Raw genomic sequence first — 24,526 nt, forward strand, 5'->3', positions numbered from 1 at the left:
CTAGCATAGCAGAAGTCAAGAGACAATTGAAAGTTATCAGGCATTAGCTCATCTAGCTCTCTCAGGAATCCCCGCAGAAGTCAAGAGACAATTGAAAGTTACGTAGGGTTCATGGACGGCGTGACGCACAGGGCTATCTTTGCAGAAGTCAAGAGACAATTGAAAGCCTCACCGCGTGTAATATCCTTCAATGTCTTAATGAATGTTACGCAGAAGTCAAGAGACAATTGAAAGCAGGTTCAACTACATATTTGCCTTTAGCATTTTGAATAGAGTTCAATGCAGAAGTCAAGAGACAATTGAAAGAAACGCTTCGCATGCAAAACATGCAAAACCTAACCCCAAGCCAGAGCAGAAGTCAAGAGACAATTGAAAGGCGCAGAGCGAGCTCGCGCGGAAACTGGGACTCGTCGCAGAAGTCAAGAGACAATTGAAAGTACACATTTCACGTACGCGAAGACGCGGTGGCTCCGGGCAGAAGTCAAGAGACAATTGAAAGGACGCGGGGGGGCTCGGGCTGAAGCCCGCCGACTTCGTGGGCAGAAGTCAAGAGACAATTGAAAGTGTCTTAGACTTCAGCGTACCACGCTACCTTGAGATCCGCTGTGCAGAAGTCAAGAGACAATTGAAAGTCCCGTTATCTCGCTCACGCGCTGTAAAAATGCAAGAAAGCAGAAGTCAAGAGACAATTGAAAGGATGCAGTCATAGCTTGGAGCCTTGACCGCTTCGGCCGCACGAGCAGAAGTCAAGAGACAATTGAAAGCCGCACCGTAGTTCACCGAGGCGTTGACGAGGCTCGTGGGCAGAAGTCAAGAGACAATTGAAAGGGAAGACGCTACGCGCTTCAGCTCCCATACGATAGTGTTCTCAAGCAGAAGTCAAGAGACAATTGAAAGGGTTGTTCAGTTGCTACATGAGGTGGTGGTTCGTGAAGAGCGGCAGAAGTCAAGAGACAATTGAAAGAGACTATATGTTAGTGTTAATCGTGAGAGAATACTCAAGGTGAGCAGAAGTCAAGAGACAATTGAAAGTTTCACAGCTATTATCGAATGGGAGGTTTTTCCCTTACAATTGTTTGCAGAAGTCAAGAGACAATTGAAAGAGCAGTACCATCAGTAGCGCACCCGCCAACGTTACGGCCTCCACAGAAGTCAAGAGACAATTGAAAGCCTCGAACTCGACGCGCTTAGGCTCATCGGGGTCAACGAGCGCAGAAGTCAAGAGACAATTGAAAGACGTAGCTCGGGTTTGATTTCAATCAGCCAGTCAGCATCATCGGCAGAAGTCAAGAGACAATTGAAAGGAAGTTCCCCGTGTTGCGTACGTAGAAGCCACCGGAGAGCAGAAGTCAAGAGACAATTGAAAGGCAGAGCACATTCAGAGGAGGGGCAGGCCCGTTGCGGTCTGCAGAAGTCAAGAGACAATTGAAAGTGCAAAGGACTACGCGTTGAACCCCTTCGCGCCGAAGCTTCCCTGGGCAGAAGTCAAGAGACAATTGAAAGCAAAACACTGAACCCTGCACCATAGTCGTTCACGGTGAAAGTAGCAGAAGTCAAGAGACAATTGAAAGGACAGGGCCATTGACCAAGTGCTGAAGAACATTCAGGACACGCAGAAGTCAAGAGACAATTGAAAGAAGCACCCTAGGTAGGAGCGACTTTAGGTCGTTGTCGATGGTGCGCAGAAGTCAAGAGACAATTGAAAGCGTGGTTGTAAAAAACGGTGGTGATAAAAAACCTGCAACTAGGTCCCCGCAGAAGTCAAGAGACAATTGAAAGCTCGTCGGCTATAACCTTAGCGTCGTCTGCCGTGAAGTAGCCGTAGGCTACGCAGAAGTCAAGAGACAATTGAAAGATCTAACATTTTTGAGATAGAGGAAGCCCCCGCGTCGCGGCAGAAGTCAAGAGACAATTGAAAGTGGCAGGAAGTCAACATGGGTTTCATCCTAGGCGTCACGCCTCTAGCAGAAGTCAAGAGACAATTGAAAGCCTCGTCTCCGCGTCCACTACGTCCTCGCCTCTACCTGCAGAAGTCAAGAGACAATTGAAAGTTTATTATTTTGTACGCATCGACTAAGTTCAAGCTAGCGCAGAAGTCAAGAGACAATTGAAAGAATAACCACGGTTGGGATGGTAATGAACAGCGGTATCCACTGCTTTTGCAGAAGTCAAGAGACAATTGAAAGATATCCTGCTCTCTGCAAAACCTGCAAAAGGTTAGGCCGCAGAAGTCAAGAGACAATTGAAAGTTCATTGTCTCACTGTGACTTGCACGGGCTTGCGTATATTCGCAGAAGTCAAGAGACAATTGAAAGGTGAGTTCTATCGGCTGGCTAGCACTCGGATATTACCTGGACACGATGCAGAAGTCAAGAGACAATTGAAAGCTAATATCCTAGCTGTAGGAACCGGTGACATAGCTAAGTGGGGGCTGGGAGCAGAAGTCAAGAGACAATTGAAAGCTGCTCGTGCGCTCCAGCGGCGACGACAACGGTCTCGAGCAGAAGTCAAGAGACAATTGAAAGACTGGTATTGCTGTTCTACGTCATCGCGCCCGTCGCGTACCTAGGCAGAAGTCAAGAGACAATTGAAAGGCGTGCGCTTGAAGCGGAAAGTCATCGTTTTCTTGTCGTACGCAGAAGTCAAGAGACAATTGAAAGTTGAGTTCATTAACGTGCTTGAGAGTTACCTTTCAAGCCTTGAGCAGAAGTCAAGAGACAATTGAAAGTCGTAATAGCTGGCGACGTGGATGTCCGCGCTCCCGTGCCCGACGAGCAGAAGTCAAGAGACAATTGAAAGGCAAATGTTTCCCTTACAGTCAAAAACGGTAATTTCTGAACGAAAGCAGAAGTCAAGAGACAATTGAAAGAGCCTCTTCGACAAAAGCTTGACGGCGTCCCAAGTAACCGCAGAAGTCAAGAGACAATTGAAAGGCGCGGTGACGGTGTTCACCTGAACGGCGTTCTCGTAGTAGCAGAAGTCAAGAGACAATTGAAAGCCCTTCAGCCCCCTCACCACGTCAACCTCGCTTTGCGAGCAGAAGTCAAGAGACAATTGAAAGATCGTCAAAAGAATGCGGAAATCCCCGCTCTTCAAAGCAGAAGTCAAGAGACAATTGAAAGCCTTGGAAGTAGGCGATGAACTGGCCCGGCTTCAGCTTGATGGAAGAAGTCAAGAGACAATTGAGAGTCCTACGAAGTATCCCCTCTTCGCACCGCGCGCGGCACCCGCATGCGTGTATGCTGAAAAAAGTCAAGAGACAATGAAGGGGTTGTCCGACCGGGCTCCGCTTCCCGGGAGGGTTTAGGCGCGCGGGGCTTGGACGCAGCTAGCGTCTGATACGCTACTGCTGTGGGGTGCTTTGGGCTTCTTGCGCCTCACCGGTGTGCAGCTGCTCCACCTTCACTCTGCCGAAGCCGAGGGACCTGGACTGGCCGACGCCGGTGATCTCGGCGAGCTTGAGGGCGGCGAGGATTAGGGGGGCGTCCCTGGAGCCGTGGACGGCGTACAGCGCGTCGCCGATGAAGGCGGGGATCACCCTTCCCTCCCCTATGTCGACCCTGAGTGGCCTCGCCCTGGGGGCTCCGACGGCCTCGATTGTCTTGGCGATGGTGTCGCTGGCGGGCCTCGTGTCCACGCTCGTTACGCGGGAGTAGGTCTTGAGGGCGCTGAGGGCGACGCGGGTGGGGGAGGGGTAGAGGACGTCGCTCCCGTAGAACATGAGGATCGTGGGGGAGAGGAACCTGACCCTTAGGACCGCCAGCCTGGGGGGCTTTGGGGGCTGCGGGGGCTCGGCCTGGGTGAAGGAAACACTAGCCACCTCGAACCTGCCGCTGGGGAGCTCGAGGTTGGGGTCCTGGGCGATAGAGAACATGTAGTCGGAGGCCAGGGCTTCGGAGTAGAAGTGGGCCGTGACGGTGATGGGCGTGCCAGCCTTGACCTCGCGCACCCTCGCCCTCCCGCTCCTCCCCACGATGCCGGTGAGGAGGTAGCCCTCCGCGCCGTCGACGGCGAGGGGCTCTACGGAGAACTGCTTCTCGGCCCTCTTCGGGAAGTCGATCCTGGCCCTGTGCAGGAACTCGTAGACGACCCTCAGCGCGAAGCTCCCGCTCCAGCTCACCACGGGGGTGTCTTGGCGGGGAATCAGGGTCAGGGAGACCGTGTAGATCCTCGGCTTCTCCACGCGGCTGCACCGGCCGCTAACCAGACGCGCGGGTAAAATATAATGGTGACGGCAGTCCACGCGGGAAAATTTCCACGAAGAACTGCTATCCTCCCGAGATATAATCCGGTAAAACTCCGTTTTTCAGAAACATTCACCTGTAACAGCCGAAGGCCGTTGAAACTTCACTTTCACTCATATCTTCATCAGGAATAAAAGTTCAGGTTCTGAAATGTGTTTCAGGCGGTTGGGTTGCCGGCGGCGCCCGTGGCGTACGCGTCGAGGCTGGAGGGGGTGTTCAAGGCGTGCCTAGAGCTGTCGGCGGAGAGGGGCTACTTCACCCCCTCGGAGCTGGCCGAGAGGCTCGGCGTGACGGAGAGGATGGCCAGGTACTACCTCATCGACCTGGTCTCGATCGGCGCGGTCGAGTACGCTGGGGGTGGGAGGTACAGGCTAACGGAGGGCGCCTCTAGGGCGGTTTTGAGGGCCGAGGTGTTCGGAGCCGACTCGCAGCTGGAGAGCGTGGTCGCTGAGACGTTGCTGAGCAACCCCGAGGTCGCGGACGCGCTCTTCGAGAGGGTCTACAGGCTGAGGAAGAGGCTGGAGGCCCTAGGCGACAGGGGCGCACTCAGGAGGGCCTTCGAGTCCCTAGCGGGGGACGTGCTGGTCGGGGACAGGGCGATTCTCTCTTCGAGGGAGCTTGAGCCGTCGAGGCCCGCTACGCTGGCGGGGGCTGCCTACGAGGCGGTGCTGAGGGACTACGCGCTGGCCGGCAGCATCGTCATCGCGGTTGCGTACCTCGCGGCGTGCGTGGCGCACGTCCAGCTGGACGAGGCGGGGCAGGTCTCCGGGGTGCGGTTTGTGAGGCGGCCGGACCTGAGGAGCTTCAGGGGCTCGCAGCCCTTTGACGAGGGCGTGCTGGAGCTGGCCGTGGAGAGGCCCGAGCTGCTGGCGGCGGGCAGGAGGCTCGCGGCGAGGTTCATCGTCGCCAGGATGACCTACGAGGCCATGAGGAGCCAGGTGGAGTCCGAGCCCCCTGAGCTGGCCCTGCTCGGCGGGAGCCTCTGGCCGCACGGCTTCGTGGTCTGGGGTAGCAGGGAGCTGCAGAAGCTGAAGGAGGGCATGGAGTCCGCGTTCCTCGACCTCCTCGAAGCCGCCTCCTCGAGGGGGGTCACGCTCGCCGGCGTTGTCCTGGTCCCGAGGGACAGCAGGCTGTTCGCGGCCGTGAGCGGGAGGCTGGGGCTGAGCGGGCCCGCGGTCAGCGACTTCGCGCTCCTCTCCTACGTCCTCGAGCCCTGGGAGTACACGGCGCCTATGAGCCTCGAGAGGGAGAGGGGGAAGAGCGTCAGCGGGTGGTACGAGTTCTACTGGAAGGTCGGCGAGAGGCTCGTGAAGGTCGAGTACGTGACGCGCTCCGACCCCCTAGCCGTCCAGGAGGAGATCGTCCGGGCGCTCAAGGGCAACTTCTACGCCCGCGGCGAGCCCCTGGGAGTGGCGGAGGCGAAGGCGGAGGCCGGCAGGCTCGTCAGGCACCTCGAGGCGTGGTTCAGGGGGGCTCTGGCGGTGATCGCACGTGGAGAAGCTAGGGGTAGTTATTAGCAGGAACCCGCCGACCGAGCTCGCGTTCGAGTTCGAGGTCACCGAGCCGGGCTCGGTCGCCACGGGGGACTTCATCGAGGTCCCCGTCGAGGGGGGCACGCTCCTAGCCAGGGTCGTGAGCGTCCAGGCGATCAACGCGGCGCTCAGCGAGGTCGGGGTCGTCTCGGAGGCCAGCGAGTACGGCCTCAGGCTGCCAGCGTCCACCCTACTCGCCGCCTCCGAGGTGCAGGTCGCGAGGGCTAGGGCGCTCGAGGTAGTGACCGCTTCGGGCGAGCTGGTCCCGCCGATGCTCCCGCCCAGCCCTGGGACGCCGGTCTACCCGGCTTCGAGGGACTACCTGATGAGGCTGCTCGGCCTCAGAGAGGGAGGGGTGAGGCTCGGGGAGCTCTGGCGCGTGGGCGTGGAGGCGCTCCTCGACGCGGACACGCTCGTCAGGCACCACGTGGCCGTAGTGGGGGCGACGGGCTCGGGGAAGTCGCACACCCTGGGCGTGCTGGCCGAGGAGCTGCTCGACCACGGCTACCCGGTCGTCGTGGTGGACGTGCACGGCGAGTACGGCTTCCTGGAGGGGGAGGGCTACAGGGTGAGGAGGGCGAGGATCACCGAGGTGCTCCTGAAGCCCGGCCTCCTGAGCCCCGACGCCGTGGCGGAGGCCACGGAGATGACCGAGGTACAGCGGGACCTCCTGCACCTCGCCTACGAGGAGAGCGACGGCGTCGAGCTGAGCGACATCATATCCAGCGTCGAGAGCACCGCCGAGAGGTACGGGTTCAGGAGGGAGACGGTGATAGGGGTCGTGAGGAGGCTCAGGACGCTGAAGGCTATGGGCATCTTCACCGGGGGCGGCGGGGCAGGGCCACCAGAGGAGCTCGTGGAGGAGGGCAGGGCCACAATCCTCGACGCCGGGCTCGGGCTCCCGGACAGGGCTACTGGGGCGCTCGTGGGCTCCATCGCCTGGGCGCTCTTCGAGCTGAGGAGGACCAACGATGTGCCCGGCTTCGCCCTTATCGTCGACGAGGCGCAGAGGTTCCTCCCGCAGGACGAGGACGTCTTCTCGAAGAGGGCGCTACGCGTCATGGCCAGGGAGGGGAGGAAGTTCGGGGTGGGGCTGATGGTAGCGAGCCAGCGCGTGGTGGGCCTCGACAAGGACGTGCTCAGCCAGTGCGGGACCAAGATCGTCCTGAGGATGGACAGCGCCACCGACCTCGCCATGCTGAAGCCTCTCCTCGGCTCCAGCCTGCGCCTCGTCCCGCACCTGCCCCGCGGCATCGCCCTGGTCGCCGGAGTAGCGGTCAGGTACCCTGTGCTCGTCAAGGTGAGGCCTAGGAAAGGCTAGCCCAGCTGCCTGCAGACGCGCCTGTAGTAGCAGTAGCCGCACTTCCAGCTAGCCTGCCTCGGGGGCGGCTTAGGGGCCTCGAGGTCGCGCCTCATCCGCTGGGCGAGGGAGGCCACGTAGCTCCTGAGGGAGGGCGTCACCCGCACTTCCACCCACCTGCCCGAGCCCACGATCAGGACGGAGTCCGCCGTGGCCCTGAGGGTCTCCTCCGCCAGGAGGGCGTACGCTACGCCCTGGGCTAGGACGTGGCGAAGCCTGCCGTAGAGCGAGCGCCGGGAGACGTCGCTCAGAGCCTTGACCTCCACAACCCTGACGAGGCTGCCGCGCCTCAGCACCGCGTCCGCGTAGCCGTGGAGCCCCAGCCTCCTGCTCCTCACGTAGAGGTTCCTCAGGAGCTCCCAGCCCGCGGGCGGCCTCAGCTCCGGAAGCCCCGCCTCCCCCGCGGCCCTCATGGAGGGGGTGACGTAGTCCCCGCCGAGCCTGAGCTGGAGGTACGCGTACCTAGGGCAGTAGGCGTACTCCTTGAGGAGGGCGACGGGGAGCAGACCCGCCTCCTCCAGGCTATACGACGACACGCGCCTCACCCCCGAGCGGGGCCATGGGCCTCCCGGCTACCAGCGCGCGCTCGAGGCTCTCGTCGGGGACGACCAGCACGATGACGCTGTCGCCCTCCTGGGTGACGTGCCTCTGCGCCACCCTGTAGACGTCCTTCGCGAACGCGTAGCCGCCCCTGCCCACGAAGACGCTCCGCTGGACCCGGGTGAGGGACAGCCCGAGCAGGCGCGAGGAGAGCCTCAGCCTGTCGGCGTCGTCGCTTATGTCGTACACGACCACGACCCTCATCCCATCCTCGCCCTGAAGCCCACGTACTCCTCAAGCTCGCCCCTGAGGTAGCTGGCGAGCTCGGACGCCTTCCTGACGATGATGTCGTCCAGCGTCGCCCTCCCCGCTCTGTAGGGGAACTCCCTCCCCAGCGCATCCAGGACTGCTGCAGCCACCCTCCTCCTCGAGTCCCTGTCCAAGATCCCGTTCGAGGCCGTGAGCACGAGCCGGGCGAAGATCAGGGCCTTGTCGACGACCGGCCTGAACTGCTCGATAAAGTCGTAGACCAGGGTCCTCTGCCCGCTCTTCATCGCGTGCATGAAGCCCGCGTAGGGGTCGAGGCCGACGAGGAGGAGCGCCCTCTCGCACCTCGCGTAGAGTATCCCGTAGCCGTAGTTGAGCGCCATGTTGAACACGTCGAGCCCCTGCGGGTCCCTGCCCGTGAAGCCGTAGCTCTCGGGGAGCAGCTTCGCGACAGCCCCCCAGTACACCCTCGCGGCCTGGGCCTCGAGCTCCCTGATCTCCGCGGCGTCCGGCCTCGCGCGCCTGATCTCGTCCGCCAGGGCCTCAACCCTCTCAGCCTCAATCGCGAAGTAGTCGTCACGCCTCGACTTCGCCGCGTACCTCAAGATGCCCGCCTGGTTGCGCACCTTCGCCTCCACGATGCTCTTCGCCGCCTTAAGGCCCCGCCCGTCCACGATCGCCCTGTACTGCGCCACCCTCGTCGCGGCGGTCTTGTTGATCGTCGGCGGGTAAACGCGGGCCACCGGGTGCCCGTGGGCCCCGAGGAGCGTGACGTCGACCCCGTGGGCCGCGAGGGCCTGCAGGGCTGCGGAGGTGATGCTCGCCGCCCTCGTCGCGATCACCACCGAGTCGTAGACCGCCGGGGAGAGCTCCACAGCCTCGCCGTCGCTAGTCCGCAGCACCACCCTGCCCCTCTCCACCCTCACCCTGCACGGCTTAGACACGAAGAGCAGCATGGCACACCGCCCTCCAGGGGCACCACTCCGGGCAGTCGTCCGCCACCCCAGGGTCCTCGCGCGACTCAACGACCCGCGCCACGTAGTCCCTAGCCTCGAGGAAGCGGCCCCTCACCGAGTCGTCGAGGACGACGGTCCTCCAAGTTATCCTCCCGCCCGCGAACTGCGCCACCACCCCGTAGTTCACGGGGTTGCTCGTCAGCGCCTCTACCGCGAGCGCGTAGGCGGTCACCGCCAGCTCCTTGCGCTCCAGCCCGTTCCCCGTGACGAAGTCCACTGGCACGCCGCCCACCAGCAGGTCGGGCCTAACCGTGTCCGAGAGCCCCACCAGGCTACCCGGCAGCTCCGGCTCGACCGCCACAGGTAGCCTGGCGCCGCCCACGCCCCACGCGCTAGCCAGGGCGAAGGCCTCGTCGAAGACCCTCGACGCGGCCGCCCTTAGGTCCCTCGGAGCCCCCCTCAGCAGCCTAGCCTTAGCCCTCGACGCCTCCTCCACGCTCACCCGGCCCCTCAGCGCCAGCCTGAACGGCTCGAGGAAAGCCTCGTGCAGGAGCCTCCCCACCTGCAGCACCCCGTCGCCCTGAGGCCTCAGCCCCCTGACCCTCCTCAGGTACGCGTCGCGCTTCGTCGGGCAAGGCGAGGAAACCTCGCTCACAGTCGGCATGAAGCCGTGCCTCGCCCCCACCTGCTCGAGCCTCCAGCCCCTCAGCTCCACCACGAGGTCACCGGCCACGACGCCCCTCACCTTACCCCAGACAGTCCACGGGAACATAGTTTTCCACTAGGAAATGCATTTCAAACGGTACAAATAAATCTAACCCACGAGAGCATAAAGAGAGACACAAGCCAAGACCTTTTCGAAACATTTTGCAAAAGCACCAGCAGAACGTCTTAAGTTTATTTTCAACAGTGAAAAATTTAGCTATATTTAAGGTTTTCTCTGGGAAGAGAATGCTGGAACATAACCGAGTTATCTTATTAATCAAGTTTCATTAGCGATGCGAACATTTAAAATAGAGGGAGGGTTAGGAATCACAACCACGGGAAGAGATAAGCCTGAAAACGCGTGTTCGCACGAGAACAAGGAACAGGCTAAAAAGGAACATTTAAATAGCCCCTCCCACAACGCTTAACGGCAGAAGTCAAGAGACAATTGAAAGTTAAACATACCGTTATACTACGACCCCGAGACGCGCAAATTCCGCAGCAGAAGTCAAGAGACAATTGAAAGGTGATCGCCTACGACGCCGTGCGGGACCGAGTCCTTGCCCGCAGAAGTCAAGAGACAATTGAAAGTCCGCGTCCGCTAGGCTGGCCTGGCCCTGCAGGTAGGCGTCGCAGAAGTCAAGAGACAATTGAAAGCATCAACCCCGTAATCAGCTTCTCAGCCTCACTGTCACGTGCGCAGAAGTCAAGAGACAATTGAAAGGCGTTGTCCTTCGGCACCGTGCAGAAGGGACAGCGCGCGCAGAAGTCAAGAGACAATTGAAAGTTCTGAGCCCGCTTCGGGGGGCGGGCGATGAGAGAGGGCAGAAGTCAAGAGACAATTGAAAGTCACGCCTAATCTCCTCAAGCTTCTTTCTCACATCATCAGGCAGCAGAAGTCAAGAGACAATTGAAAGTAATGCTACTCAGCTCTCGGTTAAGGACTATCTGAAGAAATACGCAGAAGTCAAGAGACAATTGAAAGCGGATACACGGTTGACGTGGACTCGGCTCTCGGCAAGATCCGCAGAAGTCAAGAGACAATTGAAAGATCGGCTATCGCATTTATCTCCTGCTGGGAGTAGCCCATCTGCCTCAGCAGAAGTCAAGAGACAATTGAAAGTCAGTTGCGGTTATGCATGCGAGCGAGGATGTCCGAGCAGAAGTCAAGAGACAATTGAAAGTGCCATCTCCTGGGCTGTTTTCCTGCTGCTCAGCAGGAGGCTCCTGAGCAGAAGTCAAGAGACAATTGAAAGAAGAGCGGCATAGCGGAGGCGGGCGGCGCGAGGGTGCTCGCGCGCAGAAGTCAAGAGACAATTGAAAGACTCGTCATCTAGACACCCTCTTGAACTGGTAGACCCGGCAGAAGTCAAGAGACAATTGAAAGTCTAAGCAGAGGGGTAACGAGGTTGTGATCGCGACCAAGGATCTGCAGAAGTCAAGAGACAATTGAAAGCAGTACTTCTTCTTCCACTCCACCAGCTGGCGAACCTGCAGAAGTCAAGAGACAATTGAAAGTTACCCTTCCAGGCGAGCACCACGGGTATCACGCGGTTCATGACGTGCAGAAGTCAAGAGACAATTGAAAGGGCTCTCGAAGCGCGTCCTCGAGGTATGGGTTGACTCGCAGAAGTCAAGAGACAATTGAAAGTCGCCTACAGTTGTCCAGTTGTACCTAGGCAACAGCTCCCGCAGAAGTCAAGAGACAATTGAAAGAATGTGCAAACAGACCCCTCAACTGCCACGCGTGTTGTACGCAGAAGTCAAGAGACAATTGAAAGACTATAAAACACAATTCCTTTTTTTACCCATCTTTTCTCAGGTGAGGCAGAAGTCAAGAGACAATTGAAAGCCTTCTACTTCCTTCTACTACTACTTCCATAGGAAGACCTCGAAAGCAGAAGTCAAGAGACAATTGAAAGACCGCTTTGAATCACAACGATTTTGTAAACATAACTTATAGGCAGAAGTCAAGAGACAATTGAAAGATAGAATAGATGGGCCTTCTCCCCTGCGAGTCTATCCCTACGGGCAGAAGTCAAGAGACAATTGAAAGGCCAAGGTTGCGGGCACCTAGAATGACCCGCAACTGGATCCAGCAGAAGTCAAGAGACAATTGAAAGCTCAAGAAGCGTGAGAGCCAACTTGAGCTGCTCTAGGAGAGCAGAAGTCAAGAGACAATTGAAAGCTGCTCAGGCCCAACACCGCGGTGAACATCAAAGTCACGGCAGAAGTCAAGAGACAATTGAAAGTAGGCGATGTATAGGTAGGTCAGCGCGGCTACGGCGGCTGCCGCGCAGAAGTCAAGAGACAATTGAAAGACGGAGCTATCCATATCCACATGGTGCTCTTCGGTGTGAGGAGGAAGTCAAGAGACAATTGAAAGTCTTATGAAATCCGATCGGTTCACGTAAATGCCGGCCTCGGAGGAAGTCAAGAGACAATTGAAAGTGGGTTGTCTCCCTGAGTGGCAAAATGACAAAGCTCTGCGAGGAAGTCAAGAGACAATTGAAAGCTACGACTGGGACAACACCTCCGCCATCGTCGCGCTGGGAGGAAGTCAAGAGACAATTGAAAGGGGTCAATCTCCTCTAGGGGAGCTATTCGTGAGAGAAGGAAAAGAGGAAGTCAAGAGAGAATTGAAAGGACAGCCGTGTTACTCTGGGTGCTTGAGAACGTGGGGCAGAGGAAGTCAAGAGACAATTGAAAGGATCCCTAGTTCTTACGCGCCGAGACGTTTTATATGTTTATTTGAGGAAGTCAAGAGACAATTGAAAGAACTCCCTGTTGAAAGCGAAGCCGCTGGGGTGACGGTGGATGGGTGAAGAAGTCAAGAGACAATTGAAAGAAGCTCGCTGAGGTTCCACATGACGTTGTAGACGGTCTCGAAGAAGTCAAGAGACAATTGAAAGTGTCGGATAGGGAGAGCTTGCCGTGCTCGGAAAGCAGCTTTCAATTGTGAAGAAGTCAAGAGACAATTGAAAAGCAGGACGACACGGCTGGGGTGCGATAGAGATATGTTTTTCGCCCCCGATTCTTCTTCGAGGTAGTGTGGGCAGGCTGTTTGTCGTAACGCTGGGTTTTGACGAGAAGTTCGCTGTGCGTGCTCTGATGAGGAGGGGGGTTGGTAGGGATGACGCGGTAGTGGTCTTTCTTCCACGCGAGGAGTCTAGGGACGAGAGGGCGGCGAGGGCGCTGGAGGCGCTGAGGGGTATCGTCGAGGGCCTAGTTCAGGGCGGGTTGAGGGAGGTAGAGCTGAACGTTGGGGACTTCGTCTCCGCGGTGGCGGCTGTCAGGTCGACGGTCCGCGAGTACGGTGCCTCCGAGGTCTACGGGAGCCTGAGCGGGGGGATGAGGGCGCTCGTGGTGGAGGTCCTGCTGGGGCTCATGATGCTCGAGGGGGTCAGGGTCTTCGTCGACGTTGACCTCGAGTCGCTGAGGGGCTACGTCTCGATACCGCTACACGTCTTCAAGGCGCCGAGGAGGGATAGGTGGATTTCCATCCTCAGGGCGCTGGAGGAGGCGGGGGGTGTGAGGGGCGTCTCGGCGGTAACGGGCTACTCGCCGGCCACGGTGAGCAGGGAGATTAAGCAGATGAAAGCCCTGGGACTCGTGGACGAGGAGCTCAGGTTGACCGAGGCCGGTAGGCTCTACCTGCGAATACACTCCGCTTGATGTTTCACGATTCAGGAAAGCCTGGTCTCAAGGCTCGCTTCTTCGTCTCGACTTCCTCAAAAATCCTGCCTCTCAGCGGCTACCTGCGTTTCATCTATCTGGAACATTCTCAGTCTTATTTCACTAAGATTGAACACTCTATGAAACAAAAAGCTTATTAACGGCCTTGCAGCCTTATTGAGTGGTGAAAGCATGGGCTCGAAATGGGTTGATGTGAAAGAGTTCGAGGGGATAGTCAAGATGCTGCGCTTCTTCGCGGCCATCCGGAACTACAGCTTCGTCGACCGCGTCGGCAACGCCCTTAACCCCGAGACCGTCGAGGTCGCTATCAGGGACGCGCTGAGGACTTTCACCTCGATCTACGACTCCGCCGCGTCCGACGAGAAGGGTTTCCGCTACTTCGAGCTCGAGGAGGCCGGAGCTAAGAGGAAGGTCTACCTGCCTGCGAAGCCGCGCGAGGATGAGGTCGCGAGCTTCGTGAGGGCGGTCTGGGAGGATGTGGGCGTTGCTAGGCGCGTGGCGATCATGGCTATGAGCGTCCCGGCGAGGGAGGCTGAGGGGTGATGGGCGTGCTGTCGTTCCTGAGCCTTGGGGTTAGGTTCGAGGCGAACGTCGAGGCCCTGAACATGGTTGAGGTCAGCGGCAACTACGCGAGGCACAGGAGGGTACCCTACATCATCACCGAGGGCGGGAAGCCCAAGGTAGTGTACGTGCCGGCAGTCAGCGGGGAGAGCCTGGCGCACGCGTACCAGGAGCTGCTCGCCGAGGAGGCTAAGTCGCTCAACCTGCCTGTGTGCTCGTACTGCTCAGCCGGGGAGTTCCTCAAGTCGATGGACGAGGAGCACGCGAGCGAGAAGTTCGGTGGCAAGGTCCCGAAGCTCAGCCAGAGGGCGAAGAAGGAGGAGCTGATCAGGGTCGTGAACGAGATAGAGGCTGGGATCGTGAGGGGGTGCGTGGTCGAGGACGTAGGGGGGTTCCTCTACGCGGAGAAGCCCCCGGTGAAGAGGACGTCGAGGTTCGCCGTGAGCTACGCGCTCCCCATCAAGTCGATGGCGACCTACGCGACGCTGGAGCCCCAGCTCCACGCGCGCCACGCTAGGACCACTGGGGAGAGGAGGGAGGGGGCGGCCGAGCAGATGATATACTACGTGGAGAGCGGCACGGCGATCTACGCGTTCACCTTCAACCTCGACCTGGCCGGGATCGGAGTGAGCAGCTACTCCGGGGCGCAGCTCGTCGAGGACGTGGGCAAGAGGCGGCTGGCCGCCGTCAGGGCCCTGTACAGGATGCTGTCTTCCCAGGGCTTCGGCGCGAAGCTCTCGCGCTTCTTTCCAGTGGGCGGGATAGTCTCGCTGGTCGCGACGCTCACTGAGAGGCCTTTCACGGTCACCTCGCCCATATACGACGACTTCGCCACCTCGACGAGGCAGAGGCTCGAGAGGGTGAAAGCCACCTTCGGCGAGAAGGCCCTCTACTTCGAGATGGGGGCCGAGGGCTACAGGACCCCTGAGGACGTGCTGAGCGCCGTGATCGAGGCCCTCAAGCAGGAGGGCACGGTGTAGGGTGCGTGCGCATTGGGCGCGGCTTTTTCTCTACGCTACGTCCTAGCCGTTCTGAGGCCGCACGGCGTGGTGTCCCTGAGGGTTCAGCCGCAGAGCAAGGCCCGCGTCAGCCTGAAGCACCCACCCCCAAGCTCCCTGCTTGGCGCCCTCTCCTATTCCCTCGCCCGGGAAGACGGAAGGGAGGTCGTGTTCAGGGACGGGCACGTCGAGCCGAGGAGCGCCGAGTTCAGGGACTTAATCGAGCACGTAGCTGTGGCCGTCTCGGGTGAGGGCTACTCCTACGGCTCCCTCTACAAGATAAACGAGTACTACCGCGGGGAGGCCCTTCAGGCCGTGACGGCCCTCATGAACACCTTCCTCTACGGGGAGGGCGACTTCGCCATAAAAGCCCTGTTCGTTCTCAGCGGGAGGTGCGACGGGGACTGCGCCAGGCTCGTCGAGAGGGCAGCGTGGGGGATCTCGAGGCTCGGCTCGAGGGAGTCGCTGGTGAGCGTGGAGCGCGTCTCCTCTGGTGTAGGCAGGGTGCTCGCGGTCGACGAGGTGGAGACGGAGTACTCCTTCGAGTGGAGGGAGGGGGTTAGCCTGGAGGGCTCCTACGACGTGGTCTTCACAGCCGACTGGCGCTCGGTGCTGGGCAATATAGCCTCCGCGCCGAGAATTAGGGTCGTCTACCCCAGAGGCAGGGTCAGGGTGAGGGGTAAAGGCATGAAGGTCTTCCAGTTCGACGAGGGGGTGGTTGTCCTTTGAGCGCGCCTGTACTCACCTCGGGGCTACTCACGGAGGTCATGGCCCAGGGGCTTGCGTACATCTACTTGCAGGGCCTCGTCGACGCCCAGCTCGAGGAGAAGGAGGTGAATGAGCGGGTTGCCGACGTTCTTGAGAGAAAGGCCGAGGAGCTGAGTGGGGAAGATATCACCAGTAGCGCAGTGACGGGCCACTTCAAGGATCACTACTTCTCGCCGGATGATGGCGTCCTCGTGAAGTGGTACGGGGGCGGCGAGCAGCCAACTGAGTACGCGAGGCTCATGCTGTACGTCATGGAGGGGACGGCCAGGCTCCTCCGCCAGGACCAGGTCTCCTTCCTCAGAAGCCTAGGGAGCGTGGAGGGGTTAAGCTTCGGGGAGCCCTTCAGGGGGAAGCTGGCGATAGTCCCCGCTATCTTGAAGCAGGCCGAGTTCTACGAGAAGCAGACGGTGTTTATGAGCCCCACAAGCGGTCCAGAGGCTGACCTCCTCGTGGACCCGGTGTGGTTTGCCATTCTGGCGCTGGGCTTCATGCTGGGGTTTGGCGGCTACTACGACGGGGCTTACCACGTGTTCACGAAGCCCGGGCTGCCCCTCACCCTTGAGGGCCTGAGCTCGCTGCACACGCCCACTCTCTCCAGGATGCTGGAGGGCTTGGAGCTAGTGTCGAAGCTGAGCAGGGATGTGAGGCCGTCGCCGGCATCCGAAGAGGTGTTCTCCATCCAGATGGCGATGGGTGTGGCTGAGAGCGGCCGGTCCGTTAGCCCTGAGGCCTTCCCGCTTAACCTCTACGTTGTGGAGTTCGTGGCGAACACGTACACCGTGACCAGGAGCCTGAGCGTGGACCTGGAGCCTCTCGTGGCCTACCTCAACTCGTACCTGGGCGAGCTCAGGAAGCTTACACTCGAAGTGGTTCGCGAAGAGCCCCTTGAGCCGCTAAAGGTGATCGTGAGGCATGCCGTCGAAGACCTCACGGGTAGGGGGGTTTCCGGGGAGCCCGTGTTCTACCTCTTCGTGAAGGACTTCTACCGCGCCGTAGTCTCGAGGAACGCGGCGCTGCTGGAGGACGCGCTCCTCAGGTTCCTGAGGAGGCTAGACGTTGCGATCCGCAACAGAGAGCTACGGGCGGAGGCCGCTCAGAGGCTCATGGCGTTCAGGAGCGAGCAGAACGTGCAGGCCATGCTCAAGGCGATCGCGTAGTGGCCCCGATGCCCGGCGGCAACATCCTGATTGACGCCTACAGAGCCGTGGAAAGTAAGGTGAGCAGGGAGGGGGACGTTAGGCGCCCGCTGCTCGAGCAGTTCTTCGAGCACGCGGGCGAGGTGCTCGAGGGGGGCCGCAGTTTCCTAGCCGTTGTGAACGCGCCCACGGGTTACGGGAAGACCACGCTGAGCCTCGCCTCAGCCCTCGCGGCGGCCACGCGCGCCAGGTACTTCTCAAAGGTCGTGCACGTCCTGCCCTTGAGGTCCATCGTGGAGGACGTTGCCGGTAAGGCCGCCAGGGTTCTGGGCGGGGAGGCCGTCGGCGTTAAGATGATGGGTGTGAGCTGGGAGGTCTTCCACGCCTTCCCCCTCAACGTGACGACTGTGGATACATTCACCTTCGACCTCCTGAGGCTGAACACGAAGAAGCTGCAGCGGGTGAGGATGGGGGAGGAGTTCGGGTACGACTTCCTCACCCAGGCCAGCCTCTTGAACTCGCTGGTGGTGCTGGACGAGGCCCACTACGCGCTCGAGGAGGAGTACATGAGGGACGCGTTCTACATGGTCCTCGACTTCCTCCTCCGCGTGGGCGTCCCGGTGGTGGTGATGACCGCCACGCTCTCCAAAGGCTACGAGGAGCTCCTCCGCAAGCTTGCACGGGAAAGCGAGGTAGAGTTCCTCAAGTGTGAGCCGCTGACTGGAGACCCATTCGTGGAGAGCGAGAGCGGGAAGTCGATCCGCCTGGGCTTCGCCCCCACCGCCGAGGCCCTCGAGAAGGCCCTCGGCTACAGGAGAGTCCTGGTCGTGGCGAACAACCCCGCGAGGGCTACGTGCATCTACGAGAGGCTTCGCGGCTCGCGGAGGAACGTGCTGCTACTCCACGGGCGGATGAAGCCCTTCCACAAGAGGGAGGTTTTGGAGGGGGTTCGCGAGCTTGAGGAGCTGGGCGAGCCGCTCGTTCTCGTGGCTACGCAGGTCGTCGAGGCCGGGGTCGACGCTAGCTTCGACGTCTTGGTCACGGACCCAGCGCCGGCGTACAGCCTGATACAGAGGATGGGGAGGGTCGCCAGGAGGCCTGGTGATCGCGAGGGAGCAGTGCTCGTGGCCGAAGACGGCCCCTACTCGCCGTACGAGGAGGTGAAGGTCTCCAAGACGCTACGCTGGCTGAGGGAGAGGGGCGGGGGGTTCAAGCCCAGAGTCCCCTCGACCTACGCGGAGCTTCTAGCGGAGGTTCACGGGAAGCGCGCGACCGAGGTGCTTCCGAGCGCATTCAGGCTGAGCCAAGTCATGGCCAAGCTGTACGATCCCATGAGTAGGAGCCTTGAGGTGCTGGAAGCCATTGAGAAGCTTATGAAGCGGGAGCCTTTCCTCAGGGAGTTCAGCCTCCCCGTAGACGTTGACGGTGAAGTGATCCTCCTGCGCCCCATAGAGGCTTACAGGATGTACCAGCGCGGCCTCCTGGAGGTCGAGGGCGCCACGGGAAGCGTCGACCCTGGCTACTTCTACAGCCTAGCGAAGCGCATGGCCTTAGGGGGTAGCGTCGAGATCCGCTTCACCGGTACCTACGACCCCGGGAGGGGTCTAGCCGAGTGCACCGAGTAGGGGGTGTGAGAGGCTTGAGCTGCGCGGCGTTCTTCTCTGAGGGCAAAGTGGCGCAGACTATGCGCGAGCACGTTGAGCAGGGTCTCGATTACATCAGGCGGGTGTTCCTCGAGCGCGGCTACGCCGACTACGTGCACATGATAGCTCTCAGGGCTCGGCTCAGCGCGAGCGCGGAGCAGGCAGAGCAGGCTCTTCTCACCGCCTACACCCTGCACGACGCGGGCAAGCTACTCTTGGAGTTCCAGGACGCGCGGGGAGGCTTCCAGGGGCACGAGTTCGCCTCAGCCGCCCTGATCCTAAAGTCCTGCGAATCCCTCGGGGGGCTGCAAGAGGCCGCGGCTCTCGCCGTCCTCCTTCACCACCACACGATGCCGCGCAAGCCCCGTGCTCTACTCCAGAACCGCAGCGGCCTGAGGTTCGCAGAGGAGTGCATAGCCGAGCTTGAGGAGCTCCTGGAGAGGAGGGCCGGCCTCCCCGTGCGGCTGGCGCGGGCGCTGAGCGTGCGCGAGGTAGAGGAGGTTAGGAGCCTTCTAGACCTCAAAGCGGGGGACTGGCCCAGGCTGAGGCTGGTGTTCGCCCTCCTGGAGCCGCTCATGCTGGCCGACAACTACGCCTCCAGGTCCCGGGGCGGCGAGCCCACGCTCCTCGGCAACGAAGCCGAGAAGCTGAAGGTGGCGCTCGAGAAAATTCGACTGAGCTTCCGGGAAGGGGTGTATAGGGCAGGCGAAAGTAGGTAATAACATATTTTTGTATTTAGTGAACAGTGGCGTTTCTTCCCGGGGACTTTCGCCGCGCTGGCCTTACGATAGGCTGGTGACCTTGAGTCCAGCTGGGGGAATAAGGGCGAGCCGCGGCCCCGCCTCAGGCCCTTCATCCCCGCTCGGGCCCACACCGCATCGGGGCTCTGCGGCCGCAAACCCTCAAAATCAAAGCGCGATGCAGGTACTTAAGCTCTTCCCCTAAGCCCTCTAGAAATCCGGTTCTCGCCTCGCTTGAGGCCTAATGCCTTCGGCGAGGCTTCGGTGCGCTTCGACCAGCCTCGTCTCCTCAAGGTAGCCCCTGGATCTAACTGCGGCGCCCCGCACGCCCCTCGAAATGGACACCTTTGAGGATTTCCCATCCCCCAGCCTTCCCCAGGCTACCGAAGAGCTCCCGTGCCGGTTGCAAGGCATCGCCTTCACGCGGCGCCAAGAGAGGTGCTGGGTGCTGCGCGGGAGTCCTTGCCCCATCCCTGAGGAGACTTCCAAGAGAGCCTGGATTCTTAGGCGCGCCTGGCTGACCCCAGCCACCTTGGGGCCATCCGCTCCAGCGGCCCGCGTATCCACGCGCCCGCTAAGGGCGCTTCGGCTCTCGGGCACCCTCCCGTTCCAGCGCCAGCAGTAGGATAGTTATGAGCACCGCTGTGATGAGGCCCGAGAGCACCGACGCGCGAAGCGGCGTTGGTTCAGTGTACTTGAAGAGGAGCGGAAGGACGCTCCCCAGCAGCACGGAGAGGGGGACCGCGATGGCGAGGTTGACCGCCAGGAGCACCGCGAGCCGCAGCAGCGCTCCCCGCACGCGCGGAGCCGCCCGGGTGCCTGGACCCAAGGCGCCCCCCAACCAGCAGGCACAACCCTATAAAATAAGTCTTCCGCCGAGGCTGGAGCCAGCATCAAAGGCCCAGGCACACGCAACCCCTCGATAGGAAAGCGTCCACGCTAGCCAACCGGGGGTGAAGCAGTACCTCTAACTCGCCCGGCCAGAACGCGCCCAGCCCCTCTCCGTCTTTCAATTGTCTCTTGACTTCTGCCGGACAAGAAGCGCTACATCCTCGAGGCGTTCCTGGTCACGGAGCTTTCAATTGTCTCTTGACTTCTGCGAAACAAGGTTTCAACGCATAATTAAGACTATCGATACTGCAGTTACTTTCAATTGTCTCTTGACTTCTGCAAGCCTCTTCTTAGTCTCCTCGTCGAAATTCGACAACAGAACTTTCAATTGTCTCTTGACTTCTGCAAGGAAGAAGCTGAAGGAGGAAGAGGAGGTTTCGCTCACAGAGGTACCTTTCAATTGTCTCTTGACTTCTGCATTCGCGTAGAACTTCCACAGGAATGGGAAGTACCTCAGCTTTCAATTGTCTCTTGACTTCTGCGAACGATAAAGCTAGTGGGAACTGGGCGCTTGGAGTATCCCTCTTTCAATTGTCTCTTGACTTCTGCACGGGTATTGGAGAGAACCCTGCCCCGTGTGCAAGCTAGTCTTTCAATTGTCTCTTGACTTCTGCGAGGAGCTACGGTAGGGACGGGAAGAAGTACCGTAACATGCCTTTCAATTGTCTCTTGACTTCTGCATAGCCTAGACGGAGTCACACTGACCGGAGTTCCAGCGAGGGACTTTCAATTGTCTCTTGACTTCTGCCCACGCTCCCCTCGGAGGCCGAGGTCAGAATAGTGTCTGCTTTCAATTGTCTCTTGACTTCTGCGGAAGGCCCCGCAGCCTGTCTAGCATGGCAGCTTCCCGCTTTCAATTGTCTCTTGACTTCTGCGTGGTGATACATTGCTTGCCAGTCCTTTCCTCACCAGTTCACGACTTTCAATTGTCTCTTGACTTCTGCCTCGGTTTTCCTCGGCGAGGAGCTGGGGCTCGACGAGTGCGATGTCCTTTCAATTGTCTCTTGACTTCTGCTGACCGCTCATCGGGTCGTATACTACGCGCTCCTGCATCTTTCAATTGTCTCTTGACTTCTGCGGAGACAGGTCCGGAGCCGGAAGGTTGGAGAGACAAGGTCTTTCAATTGTCTCTTGACTTCTGCTATGTTTTCGTGTTTAGAAGGGTAGATGGGAATGAGTAGCTTTCAATTGTCTCTTGACTTCTGCCTATGTCGGTGAGTTGCTTCCGCCCGTGCGCCACGTCGTACTTTCAATTGTCTCTTGACTTCTGCACAATGGGAGAGATTGTTACGGCAACAGCGGTGCCGGCTTTCAATTGTCTCTTGACTTCTGCCCAGCTTGATCCTAACAGTCCCCCACCCAGCGTTTTTGGCGAACTTTCAATTGTCTCTTGACTTCTGCTTGTGTCCAAGCTCTCTTTCCCTCACCTGCTTTAGCGCCTGCAACTTTCAATTGTCTCTTGACTTCTGCTCTTGGCTGCCGGTTGCGCGAGCGAGGGCACCTGGATGCTCTTTCAATTGTCTCTTGACTTCTGCTAGAACCCTGTAGAGCCTACGCAACTGCATGTCCAAGTCGAAGATGATCTTTCAATTGTCTCTTGACTTCTGCGTATGCCGCTGTGGTGGTTGCGCTGTACCATGCTGTGCCTCGCTTTCAATTGTCTCTTGACTTCTGCCTCACCGTTTTCGGGGTCTGGAAGGGTCGCGGCCTCCCTTTCCTTTCAATTGTCACTTGACTTCTGCCCTGCTTGTAGTTGGGTGGCAGGTAGGGGGACACGCCTTCCTTTCAATTGTCTCTTGACTTCTGCTGGTCGTACCATCCCGCGCTTGAGGCCGCGCCGCAGGAGCTTTCAATTGTCTCTTGACTTCTGCAGTATTGTATCAATCGTGGATAGGAACTGCTGTTCTTGCGGAGTGCTTTCAATTGTCTCTTGACTTCTGCGTACAACACGCGTGGCAGTTGAGGGGTCTGTTTGCACATTCTTTCAATTGTCTCTTGACTTCTGCGGGAGCTGTTGCCTAGGTACAACTGGACAACTGTAGGCGACTTTCAATTGTCTCTTGACTTCTGCGAGTCAACCCATACCTCGAGGACGCGCTTCGAGAGCCCTTTCAATTGTCTCTTGACTTCTGCACGTCATGAACCGCGTGATACCCGTGGTGCTCGCCTGGAAGGGTAACTTTCAATTGTCTCTTGACTTCTGCTGGTGGTATGAATCGGGTGAGAGACAGGTGCCGTATTACCCACTTTCAATTGTCTCTTGACTTCTGCCGTTAAACGGTGTGGGAGGGGGTATTTAAGTGTTCCTTTTCGACCTGCTCCCTGCTCCCTTGCGAACACGCGTTTTACAGCATGCCTCTTCCCGTGGTTGTGACTTCGAACCCTCCCTCTATTTTAAAAGTTCGCAATATTAATGAAATTTGAAATATAAAATAACTGGGTTATGTTCCAGCCTAACCCTCCCAGAGAAAACCTTAAATATAGCTAATCTTTTCACTGCTGAAAATAACGTTTAAAGGGGCTCTCAACATACTTTAGGTGATTTTAGCGCGCCGGCTATGGCGTCGAGGAGCTCGCTGGGCTACCATCCCGTGCGAGAACAAGGAGTCACTAGAAGCGTTTTTCTCGAACCCGTGGAAGCCTCGGATAAAGCAGTGGGCTCGCCGAGTCAATACTCTTCCACAGCCTAGGCACGCTTAAGTCTAAGCGTCCCTTTTTAGAGCACTTCCTCTGATGGAGGCCAGTGCGCTGTTCGCAACGGCGCCCGGGGCGACTTCTAGACGGGTTGGGGGCTCGTCTGCCGATAAGCTGGTCCGGTTCAGGGCTCAGGAGCCCGGGGTAGGCTAACGAGTGGGAGCATGGGGATCTGAGGAGAGGCTTTCCGCTCGTGTGGTTTAGGGATACGTTCCCCTGCCCGGTGCTTTTCTGCTTGAAGGGGGCTCTAAGCGCAGAGTCTGCCGCTGAGGAGAGGTTCAAGGTAATGGACGGTAGGGTCTACCTTGAGGGCTAGCTTCCGCAACGTGCTCCAATGTATATGGATTAGGAGAGGGGAGTTGCGCATCTAGACGTTTTAATGCCACTCCTGCCCTCAGCGTAAACTTTTATTCGAGCCAAGCTCCCTAAAAGTAGATGAATCGATGTGAAAACGAAAAGGGCTAGCGGTAGGAAGGCCAAGAGCTCGTCTAAAAAGAGTCTGGAGCGATACAGGAAGGGTCACCTGTTCGAGGAGACCGTGGAGAAGTACTTCCAAGGGTTGGGGTACAGCATTAGGAGGAACGTCGTGAGGACAGGTTTCTCGGGTGCCAGGCACGAGATAGACGTGCTGATCGTCAAGGGCGACGTTGTGGGAGTGGTTGAGGCTAAGAACTACGGGAAGCCTATCCCGAAGGAGTGGATCATCAAGGCGCACCACGTCGCAAGGGACGTCGGCGCCTCTGAGGTCTACGTTGTCTCGGCGAAGGGCTTCACGGAGGACGCCGTGAAGACGGCGGAGATCCTGGGTGTAAAGCTCCTGGACCTCGACAAGATGGCTCAGGAGATAAGAGCGGTTAGGGCCGAGGAGGTTCTTGAGAAGCTACACCTCGATCCCGCCTACGGGGCCCGCGAGGCCATCATGCTGGCAGAGAGGTTCGCCGTGAAGAAGCTGTTCGCCAAAGTGGAGGAGCCCGTGGAGGCTACCCTCGTTTACACCCCCCTCTACCGCATCGATGGAATCCACACTTATGAGGAGGAGGAAGGCGTGCTCGTCAGGAAGAGGGTGACCAGGCACCGCGAGGTGGGCTTCTACGTCAGCGCGGTGAACGGTGGGCTGGTGTTCTACGGGAGAGGCTCCATAGAGGCGGTGAGCGTGAAGCCCCTGTCGGACGACGAGCTCGAGCTGCTCAGAGTTCTCGGCCGGTACGAGAGCGCAGCCGCCGAGGACCTCATCCAGGAAACCGGGTGGAGCAGGAGCAAGCTGGCACGCGTGCTGAGTAAACTCGACGAGAAAGGGCTCCTCCTCGTGAGGGAAATAGCCTATGACGGCACGTGGGCGAGCGAGGGGAGTAGAGGCAGGAGGACGGTGAGGGTCTACAGCTCCCCGTTCCCGACGATCGAGGAGCTCGAGGAAGCCGGCTCCAGTCTGGTAGAGCCTGAAGCAGCAAAGAAAGGCCCACCGCGGGGCCGCTCCTCAGAGCCAAGAATCGACCTAGACCACCTCAGACGCGTGGTCGAGGAGCTCTACGATCTGGAGGTGAGAGCAGTCAGCTTGCTTTACGTGCCGACCTACAGGGTCAAGATGGAGAAGAAGGATGGGTCGTACCGCTTCATTCACCTAGCTGGGTGGCTGGAGCAACCCACTTTAGCCGACGCGCTAGTGAGCGTGTAGGCGGTGCGCCGCGGGCGCGGGCGAGCACCTTCGGTGGCGTCAGCGGCGTGTAGGCTGGGCTGTGGCGCTCGTTGAGGTGGCAGGCAGCGCGGGGAAAAATGCCTTAAGCGAATGGGCCCTGGG

18 protein-coding genes and 3 CRISPR repeat arrays (1 of these 21 cut by a window edge) are annotated in these 24,526 nt (G+C 59.0%); of the genes, 11 read left to right on the forward strand and 7 right to left on the reverse strand.

Features of this window, described 5'->3' with window-relative positions:
* Window positions 1–3,189: direct repeats of the CRISPR family, unit length 25 nt; unit sequence GCAGAAGTCAAGAGACAATTGAAAG; it begins 464 nt to the left of the window's first position.
* Window positions 3,190–3,343: 154 nt separating this feature from the next.
* Entirely contained in the window at window positions 3,344–4,183 is an 840-nt protein-coding gene (cas6, locus tag MOV14_RS01825; protein ID WP_318537526.1) for a CRISPR system precrRNA processing endoribonuclease RAMP protein Cas6, read from the reverse strand.
* A gap of 213 nt (window positions 4,184–4,396) precedes the next feature.
* On the opposite strand from cas6, the gene MOV14_RS01830 reads away from it, so the two are divergent.
* A complete protein-coding gene (locus MOV14_RS01830; RefSeq protein WP_318537527.1) occupies window positions 4,397–5,761 on the forward strand; it encodes a hypothetical protein in 1,365 nt (454 codons plus the stop codon).
* Window positions 5,736–7,097, forward strand: a complete 1,362-nt coding sequence (locus MOV14_RS01835; RefSeq protein ID WP_318537528.1) for an ATP-binding protein — start codon at window positions 5,736–5,738, stop codon at window positions 7,095–7,097. The genes MOV14_RS01830 and MOV14_RS01835 overlap by 26 nt, the downstream gene beginning before the upstream one ends.
* Here MOV14_RS01835 and cas4 read toward each other — a convergent pair.
* The 4 genes from cas4 to cas4a are packed head-to-tail and all read right to left on the reverse strand — an operon-like array spanning window position 7,094 to window position 9,671.
* Window positions 7,094–7,672 carry a CRISPR-associated protein Cas4 gene (gene cas4, locus MOV14_RS01840; protein WP_318537529.1) on the reverse strand — a complete coding sequence of 193 codons (579 nt, stop codon included), beginning with the start codon at window positions 7,670–7,672 and terminating at the stop codon, window positions 7,094–7,096. The two genes, MOV14_RS01835 and cas4, sit on opposite strands and share 4 nt — an antisense overlap.
* Window positions 7,659–7,940 (reverse strand): CRISPR-associated endonuclease Cas2, encoded by a 282-nt coding sequence (gene cas2 / locus MOV14_RS01845; RefSeq protein ID WP_318537530.1) that lies wholly within the window; start codon window positions 7,938–7,940, stop codon window positions 7,659–7,661. The genes cas4 and cas2 overlap by 14 nt, the downstream gene beginning before the upstream one ends.
* Window positions 7,937–8,899, reverse strand: a complete 963-nt coding sequence (cas1, locus tag MOV14_RS01850) for a CRISPR-associated endonuclease Cas1 (RefSeq protein ID WP_318537531.1) — start codon at window positions 8,897–8,899, stop codon at window positions 7,937–7,939. Before cas1 ends, cas2 begins: the two co-directional genes overlap by 4 nt.
* A complete protein-coding gene (gene cas4a, locus MOV14_RS01855) occupies window positions 8,880–9,671 on the reverse strand; it encodes a type I-A CRISPR-associated protein Cas4/Csa1 (protein WP_318537532.1) in 792 nt (263 codons plus the stop codon). Before cas4a ends, cas1 begins: the two co-directional genes overlap by 20 nt.
* A gap of 363 nt (window positions 9,672–10,034) precedes the next feature.
* A CRISPR array of direct repeats spans window positions 10,035–12,589; the repeat unit is 25 nt; unit sequence GCAGAAGTCAAGAGACAATTGAAAG.
* A 66-nt stretch (window positions 12,590–12,655) separates the two neighbouring features.
* On the opposite strand from cas4a, the gene csa3 reads away from it, so the two are divergent.
* From csa3 to MOV14_RS01890, 7 genes are all read left to right on the forward strand, one after another.
* Window positions 12,656–13,279, forward strand: coding sequence for a CRISPR-associated CARF protein Csa3 (csa3, locus tag MOV14_RS01860; RefSeq protein WP_318537533.1), 624 nt, complete (start codon window positions 12,656–12,658; stop codon window positions 13,277–13,279).
* Between the two features lie 192 nt (window positions 13,280–13,471).
* Window positions 13,472–13,843 carry a type I-A CRISPR-associated protein Csa5 gene (gene csa5, locus MOV14_RS01865; protein WP_318537534.1) on the forward strand — a complete coding sequence of 124 codons (372 nt, stop codon included), beginning with the start codon at window positions 13,472–13,474 and terminating at the stop codon, window positions 13,841–13,843.
* Window positions 13,843–14,841 carry a type I-A CRISPR-associated protein Cas7/Csa2 gene (gene cas7a, locus MOV14_RS01870; protein ID WP_318538115.1) on the forward strand — a complete coding sequence of 333 codons (999 nt, stop codon included), beginning with the start codon at window positions 13,843–13,845 and terminating at the stop codon, window positions 14,839–14,841. The genes csa5 and cas7a overlap by 1 nt, the downstream gene beginning before the upstream one ends.
* A 12-nt stretch (window positions 14,842–14,853) precedes the next feature.
* Entirely contained in the window at window positions 14,854–15,588 is a 735-nt protein-coding gene (gene cas5a, locus MOV14_RS01875) for a type I-A CRISPR-associated protein Cas5a (protein WP_318537535.1), read from the forward strand.
* The gene (cas8a2, locus tag MOV14_RS01880) at window positions 15,585–16,784 is read left to right on the forward strand and encodes a type I-A CRISPR-associated protein Cas8a2/Csx9 (protein ID WP_318537536.1); all 1,200 of its coding nucleotides are present in this window, start codon (window positions 15,585–15,587) and stop codon (window positions 16,782–16,784) included. Before cas5a ends, cas8a2 begins: the two co-directional genes overlap by 4 nt.
* A gap of 8 nt (window positions 16,785–16,792) precedes the next feature.
* Complete coding sequence (gene cas3, locus MOV14_RS01885; RefSeq protein WP_318538116.1) at window positions 16,793–18,388, forward strand: CRISPR-associated helicase Cas3'; 1,596 nt, start codon at window positions 16,793–16,795, stop codon at window positions 18,386–18,388.
* 14 nt (window positions 18,389–18,402) lie between these two features.
* Entirely contained in the window at window positions 18,403–19,125 is a 723-nt protein-coding gene (locus MOV14_RS01890; RefSeq protein ID WP_318537537.1) for a CRISPR-associated endonuclease Cas3'', read from the forward strand.
* Window positions 19,126–19,356: 231 nt separating this feature from the next.
* Here MOV14_RS01890 and MOV14_RS01895 read toward each other — a convergent pair whose 3' ends face one another.
* On the reverse strand, window positions 19,357–19,746 hold the full coding sequence (locus MOV14_RS01895) for a hypothetical protein (RefSeq protein ID WP_318537538.1): 390 nt from the start codon (window positions 19,744–19,746) through the stop codon (window positions 19,357–19,359).
* Window positions 19,721–19,945: a hypothetical protein gene (locus tag MOV14_RS01900; RefSeq protein WP_318537539.1), complete on the reverse strand. Its 225-nt coding sequence runs from the start codon at window positions 19,943–19,945 to the stop codon at window positions 19,721–19,723. The genes MOV14_RS01895 and MOV14_RS01900 overlap by 26 nt, the downstream gene beginning before the upstream one ends.
* Window positions 19,946–20,152: 207 nt before the next feature.
* Window positions 20,153–22,308: direct repeats of the CRISPR family, unit length 25 nt; unit sequence CTTTCAATTGTCTCTTGACTTCTGC.
* A 616-nt stretch (window positions 22,309–22,924) separates the two neighbouring features.
* On the opposite strand from MOV14_RS01900, the gene MOV14_RS09930 reads away from it, so the two are divergent.
* A complete protein-coding gene (locus MOV14_RS09930) occupies window positions 22,925–23,047 on the forward strand; it encodes a hypothetical protein (protein ID WP_326403749.1) in 123 nt (40 codons plus the stop codon).
* Between the two features lie 129 nt (window positions 23,048–23,176).
* Window positions 23,177–24,403: a restriction endonuclease gene (locus tag MOV14_RS01905; RefSeq protein ID WP_318537540.1), complete on the forward strand. Its 1,227-nt coding sequence runs from the start codon at window positions 23,177–23,179 to the stop codon at window positions 24,401–24,403.
* Window positions 24,404–24,526: the final 123 nt, after the last annotated feature.

Source organism: Infirmifilum sp. NZ (assembly GCF_022693705.1).
Lineage (GTDB): Archaea > Thermoproteota > Thermoprotei > Thermofilales > Thermofilaceae > Thermofilum.